The 15,440-nt window shown below is 62.9% G+C and carries 14 protein-coding genes; 12 read left to right on the top strand and 2 right to left on the bottom strand.

The genetic code is table 11. The features are described from left to right. Positions 1 to 175 precede the first annotated feature (175 nt). Positions 176 to 1,195 carry a hypothetical protein gene (locus tag NB231_RS04570; protein ID WP_005000150.1) on the bottom strand — a complete coding sequence of 340 codons (1,020 nt, stop codon included), beginning with the start codon at positions 1,193 to 1,195 and terminating at the stop codon, positions 176 to 178. A gap of 333 nt (positions 1,196 to 1,528) precedes the next feature. Between NB231_RS04570 and NB231_RS04565 the strand changes: the two genes are divergently transcribed. From NB231_RS04565 to hypB, 12 genes are all read left to right on the top strand, one after another. Further along, positions 1,529 to 2,647, top strand: coding sequence for a 4Fe-4S dicluster domain-containing protein (locus NB231_RS04565; RefSeq protein WP_198007338.1), 1,119 nt, complete (start codon positions 1,529 to 1,531; stop codon positions 2,645 to 2,647). Further along, positions 2,644 to 3,105, top strand: a complete 462-nt coding sequence (locus tag NB231_RS04560; RefSeq protein WP_005000145.1) for a cyclic nucleotide-binding domain-containing protein — start codon at positions 2,644 to 2,646, stop codon at positions 3,103 to 3,105. The genes NB231_RS04565 and NB231_RS04560 overlap by 4 nt, the downstream gene beginning before the upstream one ends. Beyond that, entirely contained in the window at positions 3,083 to 3,949 is an 867-nt protein-coding gene (locus NB231_RS04555) for an FAD/NAD(P)-binding protein (RefSeq protein ID WP_232210386.1), read from the top strand. The genes NB231_RS04560 and NB231_RS04555 overlap by 23 nt, the downstream gene beginning before the upstream one ends. 1 nt (position 3,950) lies before the next feature. Further along, positions 3,951 to 4,733: an NADH-quinone oxidoreductase subunit B family protein gene (locus tag NB231_RS04550; protein ID WP_005000141.1), complete on the top strand. Its 783-nt coding sequence runs from the start codon at positions 3,951 to 3,953 to the stop codon at positions 4,731 to 4,733. Next, positions 4,723 to 6,012 carry a Ni/Fe hydrogenase subunit alpha gene (locus tag NB231_RS04545; protein ID WP_005000139.1) on the top strand — a complete coding sequence of 430 codons (1,290 nt, stop codon included), beginning with the start codon at positions 4,723 to 4,725 and terminating at the stop codon, positions 6,010 to 6,012. Before NB231_RS04550 ends, NB231_RS04545 begins: the two co-directional genes overlap by 11 nt. After that, positions 6,005 to 6,508 carry a hydrogenase maturation protease gene (locus NB231_RS04540; RefSeq protein WP_198007233.1) on the top strand — a complete coding sequence of 168 codons (504 nt, stop codon included), beginning with the start codon at positions 6,005 to 6,007 and terminating at the stop codon, positions 6,506 to 6,508. Before NB231_RS04545 ends, NB231_RS04540 begins: the two co-directional genes overlap by 8 nt. Before the next feature lie 377 nt (positions 6,509 to 6,885). Next, on the top strand, positions 6,886 to 9,231 hold the full coding sequence (hypF, locus tag NB231_RS04535) for a carbamoyltransferase HypF (RefSeq protein WP_005000137.1): 2,346 nt from the start codon (positions 6,886 to 6,888) through the stop codon (positions 9,229 to 9,231). A 4-nt stretch (positions 9,232 to 9,235) separates the two neighbouring features. Then, positions 9,236 to 9,514 carry a HypC/HybG/HupF family hydrogenase formation chaperone gene (locus NB231_RS04530; protein ID WP_005000133.1) on the top strand — a complete coding sequence of 93 codons (279 nt, stop codon included), beginning with the start codon at positions 9,236 to 9,238 and terminating at the stop codon, positions 9,512 to 9,514. Positions 9,515 to 9,578: 64 nt separating this feature from the next. Beyond that, a complete protein-coding gene (gene hypD, locus NB231_RS04525; RefSeq protein ID WP_005000132.1) occupies positions 9,579 to 10,751 on the top strand; it encodes a hydrogenase formation protein HypD in 1,173 nt (390 codons plus the stop codon). Continuing rightward, positions 10,748 to 11,842 (top strand): hydrogenase expression/formation protein HypE, encoded by a 1,095-nt coding sequence (gene hypE, locus NB231_RS04520; RefSeq protein WP_005000131.1) that lies wholly within the window; start codon positions 10,748 to 10,750, stop codon positions 11,840 to 11,842. Before hypD ends, hypE begins: the two co-directional genes overlap by 4 nt. Positions 11,843 to 11,854: 12 nt before the next feature. Continuing rightward, complete coding sequence (locus tag NB231_RS04515; protein WP_005000129.1) at positions 11,855 to 12,187, top strand: hydrogenase maturation nickel metallochaperone HypA/HybF; 333 nt, start codon at positions 11,855 to 11,857, stop codon at positions 12,185 to 12,187. Beyond that, on the top strand, positions 12,187 to 13,026 hold the full coding sequence (gene hypB, locus NB231_RS04510; protein ID WP_005000128.1) for a hydrogenase nickel incorporation protein HypB: 840 nt from the start codon (positions 12,187 to 12,189) through the stop codon (positions 13,024 to 13,026). The genes NB231_RS04515 and hypB overlap by 1 nt, the downstream gene beginning before the upstream one ends. A 69-nt stretch (positions 13,027 to 13,095) precedes the next feature. Here hypB and NB231_RS04505 read toward each other — a convergent pair whose 3' ends face one another. Next, a complete protein-coding gene (locus NB231_RS04505) occupies positions 13,096 to 13,569 on the bottom strand; it encodes a Crp/Fnr family transcriptional regulator (RefSeq protein WP_005000126.1) in 474 nt (157 codons plus the stop codon). Positions 13,570 to 15,440: the final 1,871 nt, after the last annotated feature.

The following is a 15,440-nucleotide window of genomic DNA, read 5'->3' as shown; positions in this document are numbered from 1 at the left end:
TTAAGTCTTAACTGTTACATATCGTTCAGCCGGAGCTTTTTCAAAGAAAAAATAAGAGGAATGATGGTGTTGCGCAAAAATCGCATGAGATTTGCCTGGGTGCGTCGGAGCGGCACTGCGCGCGGTCTTTGCCATGGCAATTGCTCGTCGTCCCGCTTGTCTGCGTTGGATTTCCCTACAGTACATACTTGCGGGCCAGCGCCAGGTACTCGTTCGCCCGGTTAATCCACTTGTCCCGGTCGTGTTCAGGGTTTCGAGCCAGGTGCCAGACGGCGAGCTTCGCCCAGAGCATGGCGCGGCAGGCCATGAAAAAGCAGCACAACTCCTCCGATGGCTTATCCTGGATGGCTTCGACGTAGCGACGCAGTAGCCGTTCCCGCACCCAGTTCGCCCCGCAGCGGTCGCACTCCATGGCAAGCAAGCTGACTTCGTCGACGGCATCCAGCGTTCGCAGGCTGTGGTTGAACTCCAGACAGTCGATGGCCACCGGCTCCGGGGTAAAGTAGATATGCTCGGGGCGGAGATCACCGTGACCCTCGACAATCTGGCCGGCACCGACGCGCTCCTGCAACGTGTGCTCTAAATCGTGCGCGATGCTATGGAGAGCCGCGGCAATTTGCTTTACCAGATGGCGGTCAAGGCCGTAGCCGCGCTCGGCTAGGATGTTGGTGTCTTCACTGATTCTTCGGCGCAGACCTTCGACATAGAACGTCGGGTCCAGCGCCAGGCCGGGCAGTTGCTCATGGAACCGGGCAAGGGTGGTGGCCAGTGAATCGATAGCCTTGGGAGTCAACTTGCGCTGCTGCAGGTGCCAGTCGAAATTTTGCGTTTCCGCCAAGCGGCGCATTCGCACAACATACTCCACTGCGGTACCAGGACCATGCAGCGTCAGCGCGCCACGCTCATCCTGCATCACGCTACTCACGGCCAAATATACGTCGGGAGCCAGGCGGCGGTTCAGCCTGACTTCGGTCTGGCACTGCCTATACCGCGCCTCGACGGTGGAGTAGTCGAGGTAGCTGTAATGCAGCGCCTTTTTGAGCTTGATCACCTGATCCGCCGACAGGAGAAGCCAGGACAGATGCGTTTCCATGACTTCGACAGGAGCTGAACTCCCCTGGCTCAGGGTGCGCTGCAGTGAGTCGACCATCCGACGTTGGTGATCACGCTGCGCTTCCAAGGCGGCTGATGGCATATCCGTGCTACCCCTTCCTCGCGCGTTTCAGCGCGAACCTCGTCTCAGCGGTGGATTTCCCTGGACAGCCCTGGCGGCAGCCCGATGCCGTGGACGCGACCGCCACGAGAACCACACAGCCCACGCGAAGAATTTCTACCGGCAGGCTCTCGCAGGAGTGCGGCGGTACCTGATGCTTCTGAGCGCGCCTCATTACGGCACGGCTACAGCTATTGATCGGGATCAACTTGTACTCGGTCCATTGCACTCTAAGCTACTGAGTAGGGTGTCCCATAGCTACACTGCGTCACATCGATTGATCATAAAGGGCAGCGAATGAACACGACCAGCGATTTGGCCCTCATAACCCCCGATGGAGTGCGGCGGCTTATCGAGGTGCTTACCGCCCGCGGTTACCGGGTGATTGGCCCAACCGTTCGCAATGGCGCGATCGGCTATGATGCAATCGACGGCATCGACGATTTCCCGGTGGGCTGGACCGACGAACAAGACGGTGGGTACTACCGGCTTCGGCGTCGCGACGATGCGGCGTTTTTTGGCTATGCGGTTGGGCCGCATTCCTGGAAGCGCTATCTGCATCCGCCCCAGTTGCGGCTCTGGCGGGCAGAACGCAGCGGCGATGACATGCGGATTATCGATGAAGATGACGAGCCGCCACGCGATGCATTCATTGGTGTCCGGGCGTGCGAGCTCAATGCCATCGCCATCCAAGACAAAGTCTTCCTCGGCGGCCCCTATGTGGATCCACACTATCGGTCACGTCGTGAGGGTATCTTTGTCGTGGCCGTGAACTGCGCCGTGGCCGGGGGAACCTGTTTTTGCGCGTCCATGGGGACCGGGCCACGGGTGGGCTCGGGCTTCGACCTGGCCCTCACCGAGATCGTTCACGACGGCGCGCACCGTTTCCTCGTCGAGTGCGGGACGGACGTCGGCGCACAGGTGCTCACCGAGTTGCCTCATCGGCCGGCGCCGCCGTCCGACATCGAGGCGGCACGGGCCATCATAGAGCGCACCGCGCAGAGCATGGGGCGCGAGATGCCGGCTACCGACGTCCCCGCTCTTTTGCGGCGCAACCTGGAACACTCGCGCTGGGACAATGTGGCCGAGCGTTGTCTCACCTGCGGCAACTGCACCATGGTGTGTCCGACCTGTTTCTGCACGAGCGTGGAAGACGAGACGGACCTCAGCGGTGCTACGGCCGCCCGCACCCGGCGCTGGGATTCCTGCTTTACGATGGACTTCTCTTATATCCATGGTGGCAGCGTGAGAAGTTCCACCCGAGCGCGTTATCGCCAGTGGATGACCCATAAGCTGTCTACCTGGGTCGATCAGTTCGGAACCTCGGGTTGTGTGGGCTGTGGCCGCTGCATCAGCTGGTGCCCGGTCGGAATCGATATCACCGAGGAGGTCCGGGCGATTCACGAGGGCGAGTGTGACGGAGACGACTCGTGAAAGGGATCGAACAGATTGTCCGGGAGCATCCGTTTTTCCAGGGGCTGGACGAGGCTTTCTGCGATTTGGTCTGCACCTGTGCGCGCAATGTGCGCTTCGACAGCGGCGAGTATCTCTTACATGAGGGCGGTTTGGCCGACACGCTTTATCTCATTCGCCACGGCCGTGTCGCGCTCGAAATTGCCGTTCCCGGTCGTTCCGCCGTGCGGTTTCAGACACTGGGGGACGATGAGCTGGTCGGTATTTCCTGGCTGGTGCCGCCCTATCGCTGGGCCTACGATGCTCGTGCCATAGAGTTGACCCGCGCCATTGTCATGGATGCCGGCTGTCTGCGCAATAAGTGCGAGTCGGACCATGATCTGGGCTATGAGGTCATCAAGCGGTTGATGCCGATACTGGTCGGGCGTCTGCAGGCCACCCGCATGCAGATTCTCGATGTCTACGGCGCTCCGGGGTAATTCTATGTGCCTGCCGATGCAGTCCGATCCCATGCAGCCGGTCCCGGTGCGGGTGCTGACTCGACGCCGGGAGGTGGCGGATACATGGACCTTGGAGCTGGAGCCCGGGGACGCAGCGGGACGCCCGTTCGCTCCCGGCCAGTTCAACATGCTCTACGTATTTGGCGTAGGCGAGATTCCGATCAGTCTGAGCGGGGATTCGGCCGATCCCCACCGGCAGGTGCACACCGTGCGGGCTGTGGGGCCGGTATCGCGGGCGCTGGCGGCGCTCAGCCCGGCAGCTACCGTTGGCTTGCGCGGGCCGTTCGGCCAGGGCTGGCCGGTGGAGGCGGCGGCCGGCGCCGATGTCGTGCTGATCGCCGGCGGGCTGGGGCTCGCACCTTTGCGCCCTGCGCTGTATTACATTCTGAGCCGGCGCGCCCGTTATGGGCGCGTGGCGTTGCTCTATGGGACACGAAGCCCTGGCGACATCCTGTTCCGTCGCGAGCTGGAGCGCTGGCGGCGCCGCTTGGATCTGGAGGCCTGGGTTACGGTGGACTACGCCGGCAGCGACTGGGTCGGCTGCGTGGGTGTCGTCACTAACCTTGTCCCATCGGCGTCGTTCGACCCTGCGGATACGGTCGCCTTCGTGTGCGGCCCGGAAGTAATGATGCGCTTCGCCGTCGCGGCGTTACAGAAGGCGGGTGTCGACGACGCTGCCATCCATTTGTCGATGGAGCGCAACATGAAATGCGCTATTGGCCACTGCGGGCATTGCCAATTCGGGCCGCTCTTCGTCTGTAAGGACGGACCGGTACTGTCCTTTGAGCGCATTCGCGGATTACTCAGCCGCAAGGAGATTTGACATGGCCCGCCGCCGGCGCAAGCCGCGTCTCGCCGTTTGGAAATTCGCCTCGTGCGATGGCTGTCAGCTCAGCTTGCTCGACTGCGAGGACGAATTGCTGGCGGTGGCCGATGCCGTGGAGATTGCCTATTTCCCGGAGGCGAGCCGCGGCGAGGTTCGGGGCACCTACGATCTTTCGCTGGTGGAAGGCTCCATTACCACTGCCCATGATGCCGCGCGAATTCAGGATGTTCGCCGGCGCTCACGCAGGCTGGTCACCATCGGGGCCTGCGCCACCGCCGGCGGTATCCAAGCATTGCGTAACTTTGCGGACGTGGAAGCGTTTATCTCCGTAGTTTATGCGAACCATGCGTATATCCAGACGCTGGCGACCTCCACGCCCATAGCCGATCATGTCGGCGTGGATTTCGAGTTGCAGGGTTGCCCTATCAACAAGCGCCAGCTGCTGGAGGTGATCGCGGCCTTCTTGAGTGGTCGCCGTCCGGCCATACCGAGCCACAGCGTCTGTATCGAGTGCAAGCTCAAAGGCAACGTCTGCATCATGGTCGCCCACGGTACCCCCTGTCTCGGCCCGGTGACCCACGCCGGCTGCGATGCTCTGTGCCCATCGTATAACCGTGGCTGCTACGGTTGCTACGGGCCTATGGAGACGCCGAATACGCGGGCACTGAGCGAGTGGTTACAGGGGCTCGGAATGGCGCGAGGCGACCTTCTGCGTGTATACCGAAAATTTTACGCCAACGCCGAGGCGTTTCGTACCGAGAGTAAACGGCATGACCCGTAAGACCATCAAGGTGAACTACCTTGCCCGGGTCGAGGGCGAGGGCGCGCTGCGCGTCACGGTGCGTGATGGCGTGGTCCGCGCTGCCGAATTGCGCATCTTCGAGCCGCCCCGTTTTTTCGAGGCGCTGTTGCGCGGTCGAGCGTTTGCCGAGGCACCGGATATCACCGCCCGCATCTGTGGGATCTGCCCGGTGGCCTATCAGATGAGTGCGGTGCATGCCATGGAGAACGCGCTGGGCGTGCACGTCGACGGTCCGCTGCGCGAGCTTCGCCGGTTGCTCTACTGCGGTGAATGGATCGAAAGCCACGCCTTGCATATTTACCTGCTCCACGCACCGGATTTCTTGGGCTATGCTGGGGCCATCGACATGGCCCGGGATCATCCCGAGACGGTGCGCCGCGGTCTGGCTTTGAAAAAGGTGGGCAATGCGGTGATGTCGCTGCTGGGCGGTCGGGAGGTCCACCCCATCAACGTCCGGGTGGGGGGCTTCTACCGTACGCCGACGCGCCAGGAACTCGCCCCCCTCGCCGAGAACCTCCGGCGTGCGCGGGACGCGGCGTTGGAGACGGTTCGCTGGACCGCCGGTTTCGATTTCCCCGACTGTAATCGCGATTACGAGTTGGTCGCGCTGCGCCATCCGCAGGAATACCCATTCAACGAGGGACGTATCGTCTCCAATCGAGGGTTGGATATCTCAGTCGCCGAGTACAATCGGCACTTCGTCGAAGAGCACATTGCGCATTCCACGGCGCTGCACTCGCGGCTGCGGGAGCGCAACAGTTATCTGGTCGGGCCGTTGGCGCGCTACAGCCTCAACTATGACCGCCTCTCGCCCCTGGCCCGGGAAGCCGCGACCGAGGCCGGGCTGGGCCCGAGTTGCACCAATCCGTTCCAGAGCATCATCGTGCGCAGCGTCGAGGTGCTGTATGCCTGTGATGAGGCGTTGCGCATCATCGAGTGCTATGAGGAGCCCGAGCGGGCGGCTGTCGAGCTGAGACCGTGCGCCGGTGTGGGCTGCAGTGCTACCGAGGCCCCCCGCGGCCTGCTCTTTCATCGCTACCGCCTGAACGGCGATGGCACCATTGCAGAAGCGCAGATCGTGCCCCCTACGGCGCAGAACCAACCCAGCATCGAGGAGGATTTGAAGACCTTCATCGGTGATTGGCTCGAACTGCCCGATGCGGCCCTGCGTGAGCGCTGCGAGCAGACCGTGCGCAACTATGACCCGTGCATCTCTTGTGCGACGCATTTTTTGAACCTGGAGGTCGACCGTGGTTGACCCCATGCCTTGTCGGCGTGTTATCGGTCTAGGCAACCGGGGCCGAGGGGACGATGCGGTTGGGCGGATGGTCGCCGCCGGTTTGCGGGGACGGGTGCCGGCGGGTGTCCATATAATCGAGCATGACGGCGAGAGTGCCGGTCTACTGGAGCATTTGCACGGCGCTGATGCGGTCTATCTGGTGGACGCCGCCGTTTCCGGCGCCGTACCGGGAACGATTCGGTGCTTTGATGTCCTGGAGGAAAAGCTGCCAGCGCTGCTTGGGAGCGCCTCGACGCATGCACTTGGCTTGGCCGAGGCGGTCGAGTTGGCACGTGCGCTGGATCAGCTGCCGGCACGTTGCCTTGTCTATGTCGTGGAGGCGAGTTCCTTCGAGGCGGGGGCGAGGCTTTCCCCAGCCGTTGCCGCGGCTGTCGATACTCTGACGGCGCGCATTCTCGAGGACATCCGGGGTAGCGACAGTCGGTGCACGAGAGATCGGTTGATCGATACTTGATGCGCAGAAGTGGGCATTCGTGCAAGCAGGGATCGGCTGCGTACCTTAGCTGAGCTGCGAAGGTGCGCCAGCAGGAGGGAGCAATCTAATTTATTCGTCACACCGGCGAAGGCTGGTGTCCAGGTTATTGATTTTACTGGATTGCGCAAACCCTCCCTGGTTTGCGCCCTTCGGGTCAACTGAAGCTGTTCAAATCCGTTCCTACGGATTTGTCCGGCCTTGCCGGGATGACGAGAAGATAATTGATCAGAGTTTCCGGGGGAGGCCACGTGGATAGAGGCTGCACGCGCCTGGGCTCGGGCGTTAGAACGAAGGCAGGGCTTTAATTGGCTATCGTTTCTGAACAGCAGCACGGCGCACCTGGATCCGAAATCCCTATGCCGGGTGAGGCGGTCCGCGTGCGCGGGCTGGTGCAGGGTGTGGGCTTTCGCCCGACGGTCTGGCGGTTGGCCACGGAGTGTGCCCTGGACGGCGAGGTCTGGAACGACGCCGAGGGGGTGGTCATTCATATCTGGGGAGATAGGGTGGCTCGCCGGCGCTTTTTGTCCCGGCTGCGCAGCGAGGTGCTACCGCTCGCGCGCATCGACGTCTTAGATACCGCGCCGCTGGGTGGGACACCGCCGCGGGCGGGCTTCCATATCGTTGCCAGCCGCAGTGGGGCGGTGCGCACGGGTGTGGTGCCGGATGCGGCCACCTGTAGCGCCTGTTACGCTGACATCGCCGATTCTGGCAATCGGCGTTATCGCTATCCTTTCACCAACTGCACCCATTGCGGGCCGCGCCTGAGCATCGTGCGTGGCATCCCTTACGACCGCGCGCGCACCAGCATGGCGGAATTCGCGATGTGTTCGCGCTGTCGAGCCGAGTACGCGGACCCGGGCGACCGCCGCTTCCACGCTCAGCCCAACGCCTGCCCGCAGTGCGGCCCACGGCTGTGGCTGGAACGCGCCGGCGGTGCGGTGCTCGCGGCCGATGATACCATCGCCGCTGCCCGCCGCTTGTTGACGCAGGGGCAGATCGTCGCCGTCAAGGGGCTCGGCGGCTTCCATCTGGCCGTTGCTGCGGACAACGCAGCGGCGGTCGCCCGCTTACGCCAGCGCAAGGGGCGTTATCACAAGCCGTTTGCCCTGATGGCACGCAATATCGGGGTCATCCGCCGCTATTGCGCCGTGAGCGCCGCGGAGCAAGCTCTGTTGGAGAGCCCCGCCGCGCCCATTGTCCTCTTGGAGGCGAGCGGTCCGGAGTCCGTTTCCGCCGCAGTGGCGCCGGGCCAGCGCACGCTGGGTTTCATGTTGCCCTACACTCCCTTACATCATTTATTGCTGCAAGGGCTGAATCAGCCGATCGTGCTCACCAGCGGCAATCGCTCCGATGCACCGCAATGCACCGACAATGACGCGGCGCGCACCCGGTTGGCCGGCTTGGCCGATTATCTGCTTCTGCACGATCGAGCCATCGTTAATCGTGTCGACGATTCGCTTGCCCGGGTGGTGAACGGCACGCCGCAGCTGTTGCGCCGCGCGCGCGGTTACGCGCCGGTTCCGCTGGTTTTGCCGGAGGGATTCGGCCGGGCCGCGCCGCTGCTGGCGATGGGGGGCGAGCTCAAGAACACCTTTTGTCTGGTTCGGGACGGTACGGCCATTCTCTCCCAGCACATGGGCGATCTGGAGGACGCCACTACTCAGGCCGACTATCGCCGGAACCTGACGCGTTACCAAGCGCTCTTCACGCACCGCCCCGAGCGGATCGTGGTCGACTGTCATCCGGAGTATTTATCGACCAAGCTGGGACGGGCGCATGCCGAGCGCGAAGGTTTGCCGGTGGTGGCGGTGCAGCACCACCATGCCCATATTGCCGCCTGTTTGGCCGACAACGAGAGGCCCCTGGAGAGCGCGCCGGTGCTTGGCGTCGCCCTGGACGGTTTGGGTTACGGTGATGACGGCACGCTCTGGGGCGGGGAGGTGCTGCTCGCCGATTACCGAGGCTACGCCCGCCTCGCGCGTCTTACGCAGGTGCCGCTGCTCGGCGGCGCACAGGCCGTCCGCGAGCCCTGGCGCTGTGCCTATGCCCATATTCGCGCGGCGCTCGGCTGGCGGCGCTTCGCCCGTCAATACGGCTGCCTCGAGCTCTGTGCTTGGCTGCGCGATCGCCCGCTGGCCACCTTGGAGGCCATGCTCGCCAAGGACCTGAACTGTCCGTTAACCAGTTCTTGCGGGCGGTTGTTCGATGCCGTGGCCGCCGTGCTCGGCATCTGCCGTGAACGCGCCGGCTACGAGGGCCAAGCCGCGATCGAACTGGAAGCATGCGTTACGCAAGCGGCACTGGAGACGGCGGGTGAGGGTTATCCGTTCGATCTGATTGCAGACGATGGGTTGCACGTGCTCGATTGCACTCCCCTGTGGTCCGCGCTGCTGGATGATCTGATGCGCGGGATCACGCCGGCGCTCGTCGCGGCGCGTTTTCATCTCGGACTCGCCCGTGCCTTGGTGGGTTTGGTGATCCGGCTTGGCGAGCGGCCTGACGTGCACCCAAGTGGTCCGGTGGCGTTGTCGGGAGGGGTGTTTCAGAATCGTTTGCTGTTCGAGACGGTAGCCACAGGTCTGCGCGAGCGTGGGGTGTCCGTATTCAGCCATCGCCGCGTGCCCGCCAACGACGGCGGCCTCTCGCTCGGGCAGGCGGCGGTCGGTGCAGCCGCCGATACACGCCTTGTGAAACCGAGGTGATGAGATGTGCTTAGGCATTCCGGGGCGGATTATCGAAATCAGCGACGCCGAGAACTTGCGCGGCATCGTCAACGTTGCCGGCGTCAAGCGTGAAATCAACCTCCACTGCGTGGTCGACGCCGAGCATCCGGTGGCGTCCTGCCTCGGCAGCTGGGTGCTGATCCATGTCGGCTTCGCCATGAGCCGTATCGACGAAGCCGAGGCGGCCCGGACGTTGCAGCTGCTCGCCGAGCTCGGTGAGGTGCAGCAGGAGCTCGAGGCCATGCAGCGCTCGGAGAATTGATGATGCTGGAGCCCGTGTGGCAGAAGGCGAGCTACAGCGTCGAAGTGAAACGGGGAGCGACACGATGAAATACGTCGACGAATTTCGCGATCCGGATAAGGCCCGGTCGCTGTTGCGGGCGATCGAGGGGCTGGTTGCCGACATCGAAATCTGTCGCCGCCGGCCCCTGCAGATCATGGAAGTCTGCGGTGGACACACTCACTCGATCTTTAAGTACGGCCTGGAGAGCCTGCTTCCGGAGGCGATCGAGTTCGTGCATGGCCCCGGCTGTCCGGTCTGCGTGCTGCCGGTGGGACGAGTGGACGATGGGCTCGTCCTGGCCGAGCATCCGAGCGTGATCTTCACCACCTTCGGCGATGCCATGCGCGTGCCCGGCTCGAAGAAAAGCCTGCTGCAGGCCAAGGCCGACGGCGCCGACGTGCGCATGGTCTACTCGCCGCTGGATGCGCTCGGGATCGCCAAGGCCAATCCCGGCAAAGAGGTGGTGTTCTTCGCACTCGGTTTCGAGACCACCATACCCAGCACTGCCATGACCGTATTGCAGGCCGAGCGCGAGCATGTCGCAAATTTCTCGGTATTTTGCAACCACATCACCATTATTCCTACGATCAAGGCGATTCTGGACTCCCCGGAGCTGACCTTGGACGGCTTCCTCGGCCCCGGTCATGTGAGCATGGTAATTGGTACCGCACCTTACCAGTTCATCTGCCGCCACTACCGCAAGCCGCTGGTGGTGGCCGGCTTTGAGCCGCTCGATATCCTGCAGTCGATTTGGATGCTCCTGCGGCAGCTTGCCGAGGGCCGCTGCGAGGTGGAAAATCAGTACCGTAGGGTGGTAGCCGACGCCGGCAACGACCCGGCGTTGCGCGCGGTGCAGGAGGTATTCGAGCTGCGCGAGTTTTTCGAATGGCGCGGGTTGGGTTCCATTGATCACTCCGGCGTGTGTATCCGTGATGCGTACGCGGCCTTCGATGCCGAGCGTCGGTTTTCGGTGCCCAACCTCAAGATCGCGGATCCCAAATCCTGTCAGTGCGGCGAGGTGCTCAAGGGGGTGATCAAGCCTCGGCAGTGCAAGGTTTTCGGCCGCGCCTGCACTCCGGAGACGCCGCTGGGGGCGCTGATGGTGTCCTCCGAGGGTGCCTGCGCGGCGTATTATAATTACGCCGGTGTGCAACTCGGCAAAGTGCGACGGTCGCGCGCGGCGCCCGATAGGGGGCGAGCGAGGGGTATGCCATGAGCGCCGATGCCAAACCGCTGTCGCAGGCGACACGGTCAGAGGGCATACGCCGGCGCCGCGGCCGGTTGCGCGACACTCGTATCACGCTCTCCCACGGCGGGGGCGGCAAGGCGATGCGCGATCTCATCGACGATGTGTTCGTCGCTGGCTTCGACAATGCCTTGCTTGCTTCGTTGGACGACCAGGCGCGGATCTCGCTCGCCGAGTTGGCCGCTTGCGGCGACCGCTTGGCCTTTACCACCGATTCCTACGTGGTCGACCCGTTGTTCTTCCCGGGCTCCGACATCGGTGCCCTGGCGGTCAACGGCACGGTCAACGATCTCGCGGTGGGCGGTGCCCGCCCGCTGTTTCTCTCCTGCAGCGTGATCCTGGAGGAGGGTCTGGAGGTGGCGACCCTGCGCCGAGTAGTGCGCTCGATGCAGGCCGCCGCGGCGGCTGCCGGCGTTGCGGTGGTCACCGGAGATACCAAGGTCGTGCCGCGCGGTTCCGCGGATAAGCTGTTCATCAACACCGCCGGGATCGGCGTGATCCGGGCCGGCCTGGAGCTGGACCCGAGTGCCGTGCGCGTCGGCGACGTGATTCTGGTGAACGGTCTGCTCGGCGATCACGGCGCGGCCGTACTCAATGCCCGCGGCGATCTGGCACTGGAGAGCGACATCGCGAGCGACTGCCAGGCGTTGAACGGGTTGATCGATACGCTTATAGAGGCCTGCCCTGCCGTGCGCTGCCTGCGGGATGCTACCCGCGGTGGCGTGGCCACCGTGCTCAACGAGTTCGCCTTGGCGTGTGAGCTGTGTCTGCACATCGACGAGCATGCCCTGCCCATTCGCGAGGAGGTCAAAGGTCTGTGCGAGATCCTCGGTCTGGATCCCCTATATCTGGCCAATGAAGGAAAGCTGGTGGCGGTGGTGCCGGCCGACGGAGCGGAGGCGGCATTGGCTGCAATGCGCTCACATCCGGCCGGCCGCGAGGCCGTGCGCATCGGCACCGTGTGTGCAACGCCGCCAGCCACCGTCGTAATGGCCACGCTCTTCGGCGGCGAGCGCATCGTCGACATGCTGGTCGGCGAGCAGCTGCCGCGGATCTGCTGACGCAACGGCGCAATGCATGAGCTCGCCCTCACTCGGAGCCTCATCGAAGTCTGCAGCCAACAGGCGCAGGGCGCGCGTATTCTACGCGTCACCGTGGAGGTCGGGGCGCTCACCTGCGTGATGCCTGAGGCGCTGCGCTTTTGCTTCGAGGCGTGTAGTGTCGGGACTGCGCTGGCGGACGCCGAATTGGAGATTATTATGACGCCGGGCTGGGCACGCTGCCGCGACTGCGGCGAGGAGGTCGAGCTCAACGAGCTGCTGGCCGACTGCGGGTGCGGCTCGGTGAATCTGGCAGAGTGGCGCGGCGGCGACGCTCTGAGAATCCGGTCTATGGAGGTGGTGTAATGTGCACTAGTTGCGGTTGCTCCGGTGACGGTAAGGCGAGTCTCACCGATTTGGACACCGGCGAAACACGATCGGCCGGCTTCGATGAGCACCTAAATCACCGTGGCTCCGCCCACCACGAGCACGGCCACGCTCATCGCCATGACGAGGCCCATGACCATGCCCGGGAGCAGGGCACCACGATTATGCTGGAGCAGGCGCTCCTCGCCAAGAACGATCACTTGGCTATGCACAACCGGGCTTGGTTGGCGGATCACAACATCCTGGCGCTGAATCTCGTGAGCTCCCCCGGTGCGGGCAAGACCACGCTGCTCGAGCGCACCCTGTGCGAGCTCGCCGGCGCGATTCCCATAAGCGTGGTGGAGGGCGATCAGGAGAGTGTCTTCGATGCCGAGCGCATCCGCGCCACGGGCTGTCGCGCCGTGCAGATCAACACCGGAACCGGCTGTCATCTGGACGCGGCCATGCTGGCACGCGGCCTCGATGAGCTGGCGCCACCGCCGGGCTCCGTGGTCATGATCGAAAACGTCGGCAATCTGGTCTGCCCGGCGCTGTTCGATCTCGGCGAGTCGGCCAAGGTGGTGGTCCTATCGGTCACCGAAGGTGATGACAAGCCAATGAAGTACCCGCATATGTTTCGGGCCGCTCGGCTCATGCTCCTCAACAAGCTGGATCTGCTGGCGCATGTGGACTTCGATCTGGAGCGCTGCATCGGCTATGCGCGCCGGGTCAACCCGCAGATCGAGGTGCTGGCGCTGTCCGCTCGCACCGGTGAGGGTCTGGACGGCTGGTATCAGTGGCTGCGCGCGTCTGCATCCACCCAGCGCCGCACACAGTGATCCGTCGAGGAGCCCCGCGGCCCTCGGGTGCTACGCTTTGCTGGGCATAAATCGGCTTGCAAGCACCGGCTATGCAAAACCGGGCGGGTTCCATTCCTCCATCATCTTCCGACGCGCGGCCTGCAGTCGCTCAGACATCAGTGCTGAAAAACACTTCAGCAGAGCGTAGCCGAACGCGGGATGCTGATCACAGCGGGCCCGCACGGCCTCACCGTCGAACTCGATCACTTCGGTCGGCGCCTCGGTTCTGGCCTGGAAGTGCCACCGATACGGTGGTATCAGCCATGACCAGCCGAGGATCTGCCCCGGTCCCAGCTTCTGAACCTCCAGGGAAGGCCCATAGATCGCCGGGACCTCAATAACTACGCTGCCATCGTAAACAAGGTAAAAGCGGCGGGCTGGATCTCCATGCTGAAACAGAATCTCATCACGCTGGAGCGGCCGTCGCACGGCATGGCGCGCCAGAAATTTGCGGAAGGCGGGGCTGAGATCGGCAAAGAAACTCTGGTTGGCGAGATATTCGGATATCGAATCCTTGGCCATTGGATTACTCCCTACCAGTGGAGCGATTATCTATTAGGCTATCGGATGTCGACCGACGTGCGCTTGTCTGAGATCAACAACGCTCCAGGAATCTTTGCTCCTGGAAATCAGGATCAAACCGGAGGAAGGGGCGCCTCGCGCCGCCACTACGGTTAGGTATCGGAGTGGGCCAAGGATTCTAGCGCGTTATCCGAGCGCATTCCGGCGGTGTCAATTTTGGCGCCATAGCCGGGACAGCAGCCATCTTTGGGCCGAATTCGTCTCGACTCCGGAACCAAAGTGGGCACCTCTGGCCTGATTTTGTGCGATTCCTCGCCAGCTTAGGCTAACCGCTAATTCAGCCGAAGCAGCTACAATTGGGCCATGAGAACAAATTCGCCTTGGGCTTGCCGTTCGCTTTGTGGATATAGACCCGGCGTACCGAGCCGTCCGGTAGCGCGCGTCCTTCAAGGCTTGCGCCAATTTACCCAACCAGCGCTCGACCCCGTACGCCTCGATCGCCGGGAAGTCCTCACCGTCCACCCCTGGTCTGCCGCCATTGCGGCGCACCGGCCGGTAGGCATGGCTTAGAATGTCCTCCCGGTAGACCTGTCGTACAGCGCATAGAAGCGAAAGTCAGGCGATCCCTTCGCTTATCGGTCTGTAAGTGTCTGCTGAAGTTTCTGTACCTTATCCGGAGCTCGTAGGCTCATGCCAGTCTCCTCGACCGCTCTTCTTTCAACACGGCCCTCGAACTGAGGCCCCTTTCCTCCGCCGACATTACTCGGCCTCCTCGGTACTGCGGGCCTCCCGCCACCCCAAACAGCCCGGTCTTACCCTCGCGGGCCGCCGGTTCGGCAACGCACTCTTTAGCACCGCCTGGGGCTTCCCGTGTTGCCTCGCCCTACCTTGTGCATGCATGCCCTCGCCACTACCCCGGTGGAACCGCTGGGTGCACCCAGCGCTCAACTTCCCTAGCCGCGGCGGCCTTCCCGAATTCCAGGCGGGTCGGCTTCCACATCACCCTTTTCGAGGCCTGCTCAGCGTTCACTACTCGTTCGGCCTGCATGCTCGACAAGTCACCTATAATGACCTTCTACACCAGAGGCTTCGGCTGCTTCGTTACCTCCACAGCCGTTCCGATTGCTACCGGCTGGAGCGATAGTTGCCGGGTGGGAATTGCACCCACCGAGAAGGCGCGCCTTCCCACGGCGCACTGAAACGATCAGGTTAGATTTGGATCGAACACTGCTTTGGTAGGTGGCGGGCGCGAGGAGGGCGAAAGCTATTCAAATCCGTAGGAACGGATTTGAATAGCTTCAGTTGACCCGAAGGGCGCAAACCAGGGAGGGTTTGCGTAACCCAGTAAAATCAAAGCTGGACACCGGCGAAGGCCGGTGTGACGAATAAATCAGAGGCTCCTTAGCCGAGCCGGTGCTGATCGCCTTCAGCCGCAGCCGTTTACAACGCCTCGCCTTATCCTGATCTGACAATAATGCCGAGCAAGTCACATTTAAGATCGAATTCGAGCGATAGCATGCTTGTAAGGGATTGTATGGGGGTGGGCAAGGATGCCCCTTTCGAGCGCGGCATGGAGCCTTTTTCGGCAGGCGCCTCCAAATAACTCGAACCGCGATAGCGAAGCCGCCCCATCGTGGACGCATATCGAACCATCTGCATTGCGCCGCCGCCAGAGGCCCGGGCGGTGTTCGAGGCGATCCGCGAGTTCGGCAGCGCGGCCTGATCAACAATTCACCCCCCCTCCGAGTCTGACGACAAGATGCCGATCGGCCGATGCGTTTTCGTAGGTTTCGCGGGTTCGCAGGAATACGTCTCTCGCTCGTCACTCACGGGTTCGGCCGAAATGCCACGGTAGCGCTGTCCGACCCAAC

Origin of the sequence: Nitrococcus mobilis Nb-231, assembly GCF_000153205.1 — a bacterium.
Taxonomy (GTDB): domain Bacteria; phylum Pseudomonadota; class Gammaproteobacteria; order Nitrococcales; family Nitrococcaceae; genus Nitrococcus; species Nitrococcus mobilis.
Note: the sequence above shows the minus strand (reverse complement) of the source record. Positions and strands in the feature narration are given on the sequence as shown.

What these genes read in the sequence shown, in the direction of transcription:
- NB231_RS04570 (WP_005000150.1), bottom strand. Translation starts at nt 1,195, where the DNA reads ATGCCATCAGCCGCCTTGGAAGCGCAGCGTGATCACCAACGTCGGATG.
- NB231_RS04555 (WP_232210386.1), top strand. Translation starts at nt 3,083, where the DNA reads ATGTCTACGGCGCTCCGGGGTAATTCTATGTGCCTGCCGATGCAGTCC.
- NB231_RS04550 (WP_005000141.1), top strand. Translation starts at nt 3,951, where the DNA reads ATGGCCCGCCGCCGGCGCAAGCCGCGTCTCGCCGTTTGGAAATTCGCC.
- NB231_RS04545 (WP_005000139.1), top strand. Translation starts at nt 4,723, where the DNA reads ATGACCCGTAAGACCATCAAGGTGAACTACCTTGCCCGGGTCGAGGGC.
- hypF (WP_005000137.1), top strand. Translation starts at nt 6,886, where the DNA reads ATGCCGGGTGAGGCGGTCCGCGTGCGCGGGCTGGTGCAGGGTGTGGGC.
- NB231_RS04530 (WP_005000133.1), top strand. Translation starts at nt 9,236, where the DNA reads ATGTGCTTAGGCATTCCGGGGCGGATTATCGAAATCAGCGACGCCGAG.
- hypD (WP_005000132.1), top strand. Translation starts at nt 9,579, where the DNA reads ATGAAATACGTCGACGAATTTCGCGATCCGGATAAGGCCCGGTCGCTG.
- hypE (WP_005000131.1), top strand. Translation starts at nt 10,748, where the DNA reads ATGAGCGCCGATGCCAAACCGCTGTCGCAGGCGACACGGTCAGAGGGC.
- NB231_RS04515 (WP_005000129.1), top strand. Translation starts at nt 11,855, where the DNA reads ATGCATGAGCTCGCCCTCACTCGGAGCCTCATCGAAGTCTGCAGCCAA.
- hypB (WP_005000128.1), top strand. Translation starts at nt 12,187, where the DNA reads ATGTGCACTAGTTGCGGTTGCTCCGGTGACGGTAAGGCGAGTCTCACC.
- NB231_RS04505 (WP_005000126.1), bottom strand. Translation starts at nt 13,569, where the DNA reads ATGGCCAAGGATTCGATATCCGAATATCTCGCCAACCAGAGTTTCTTT.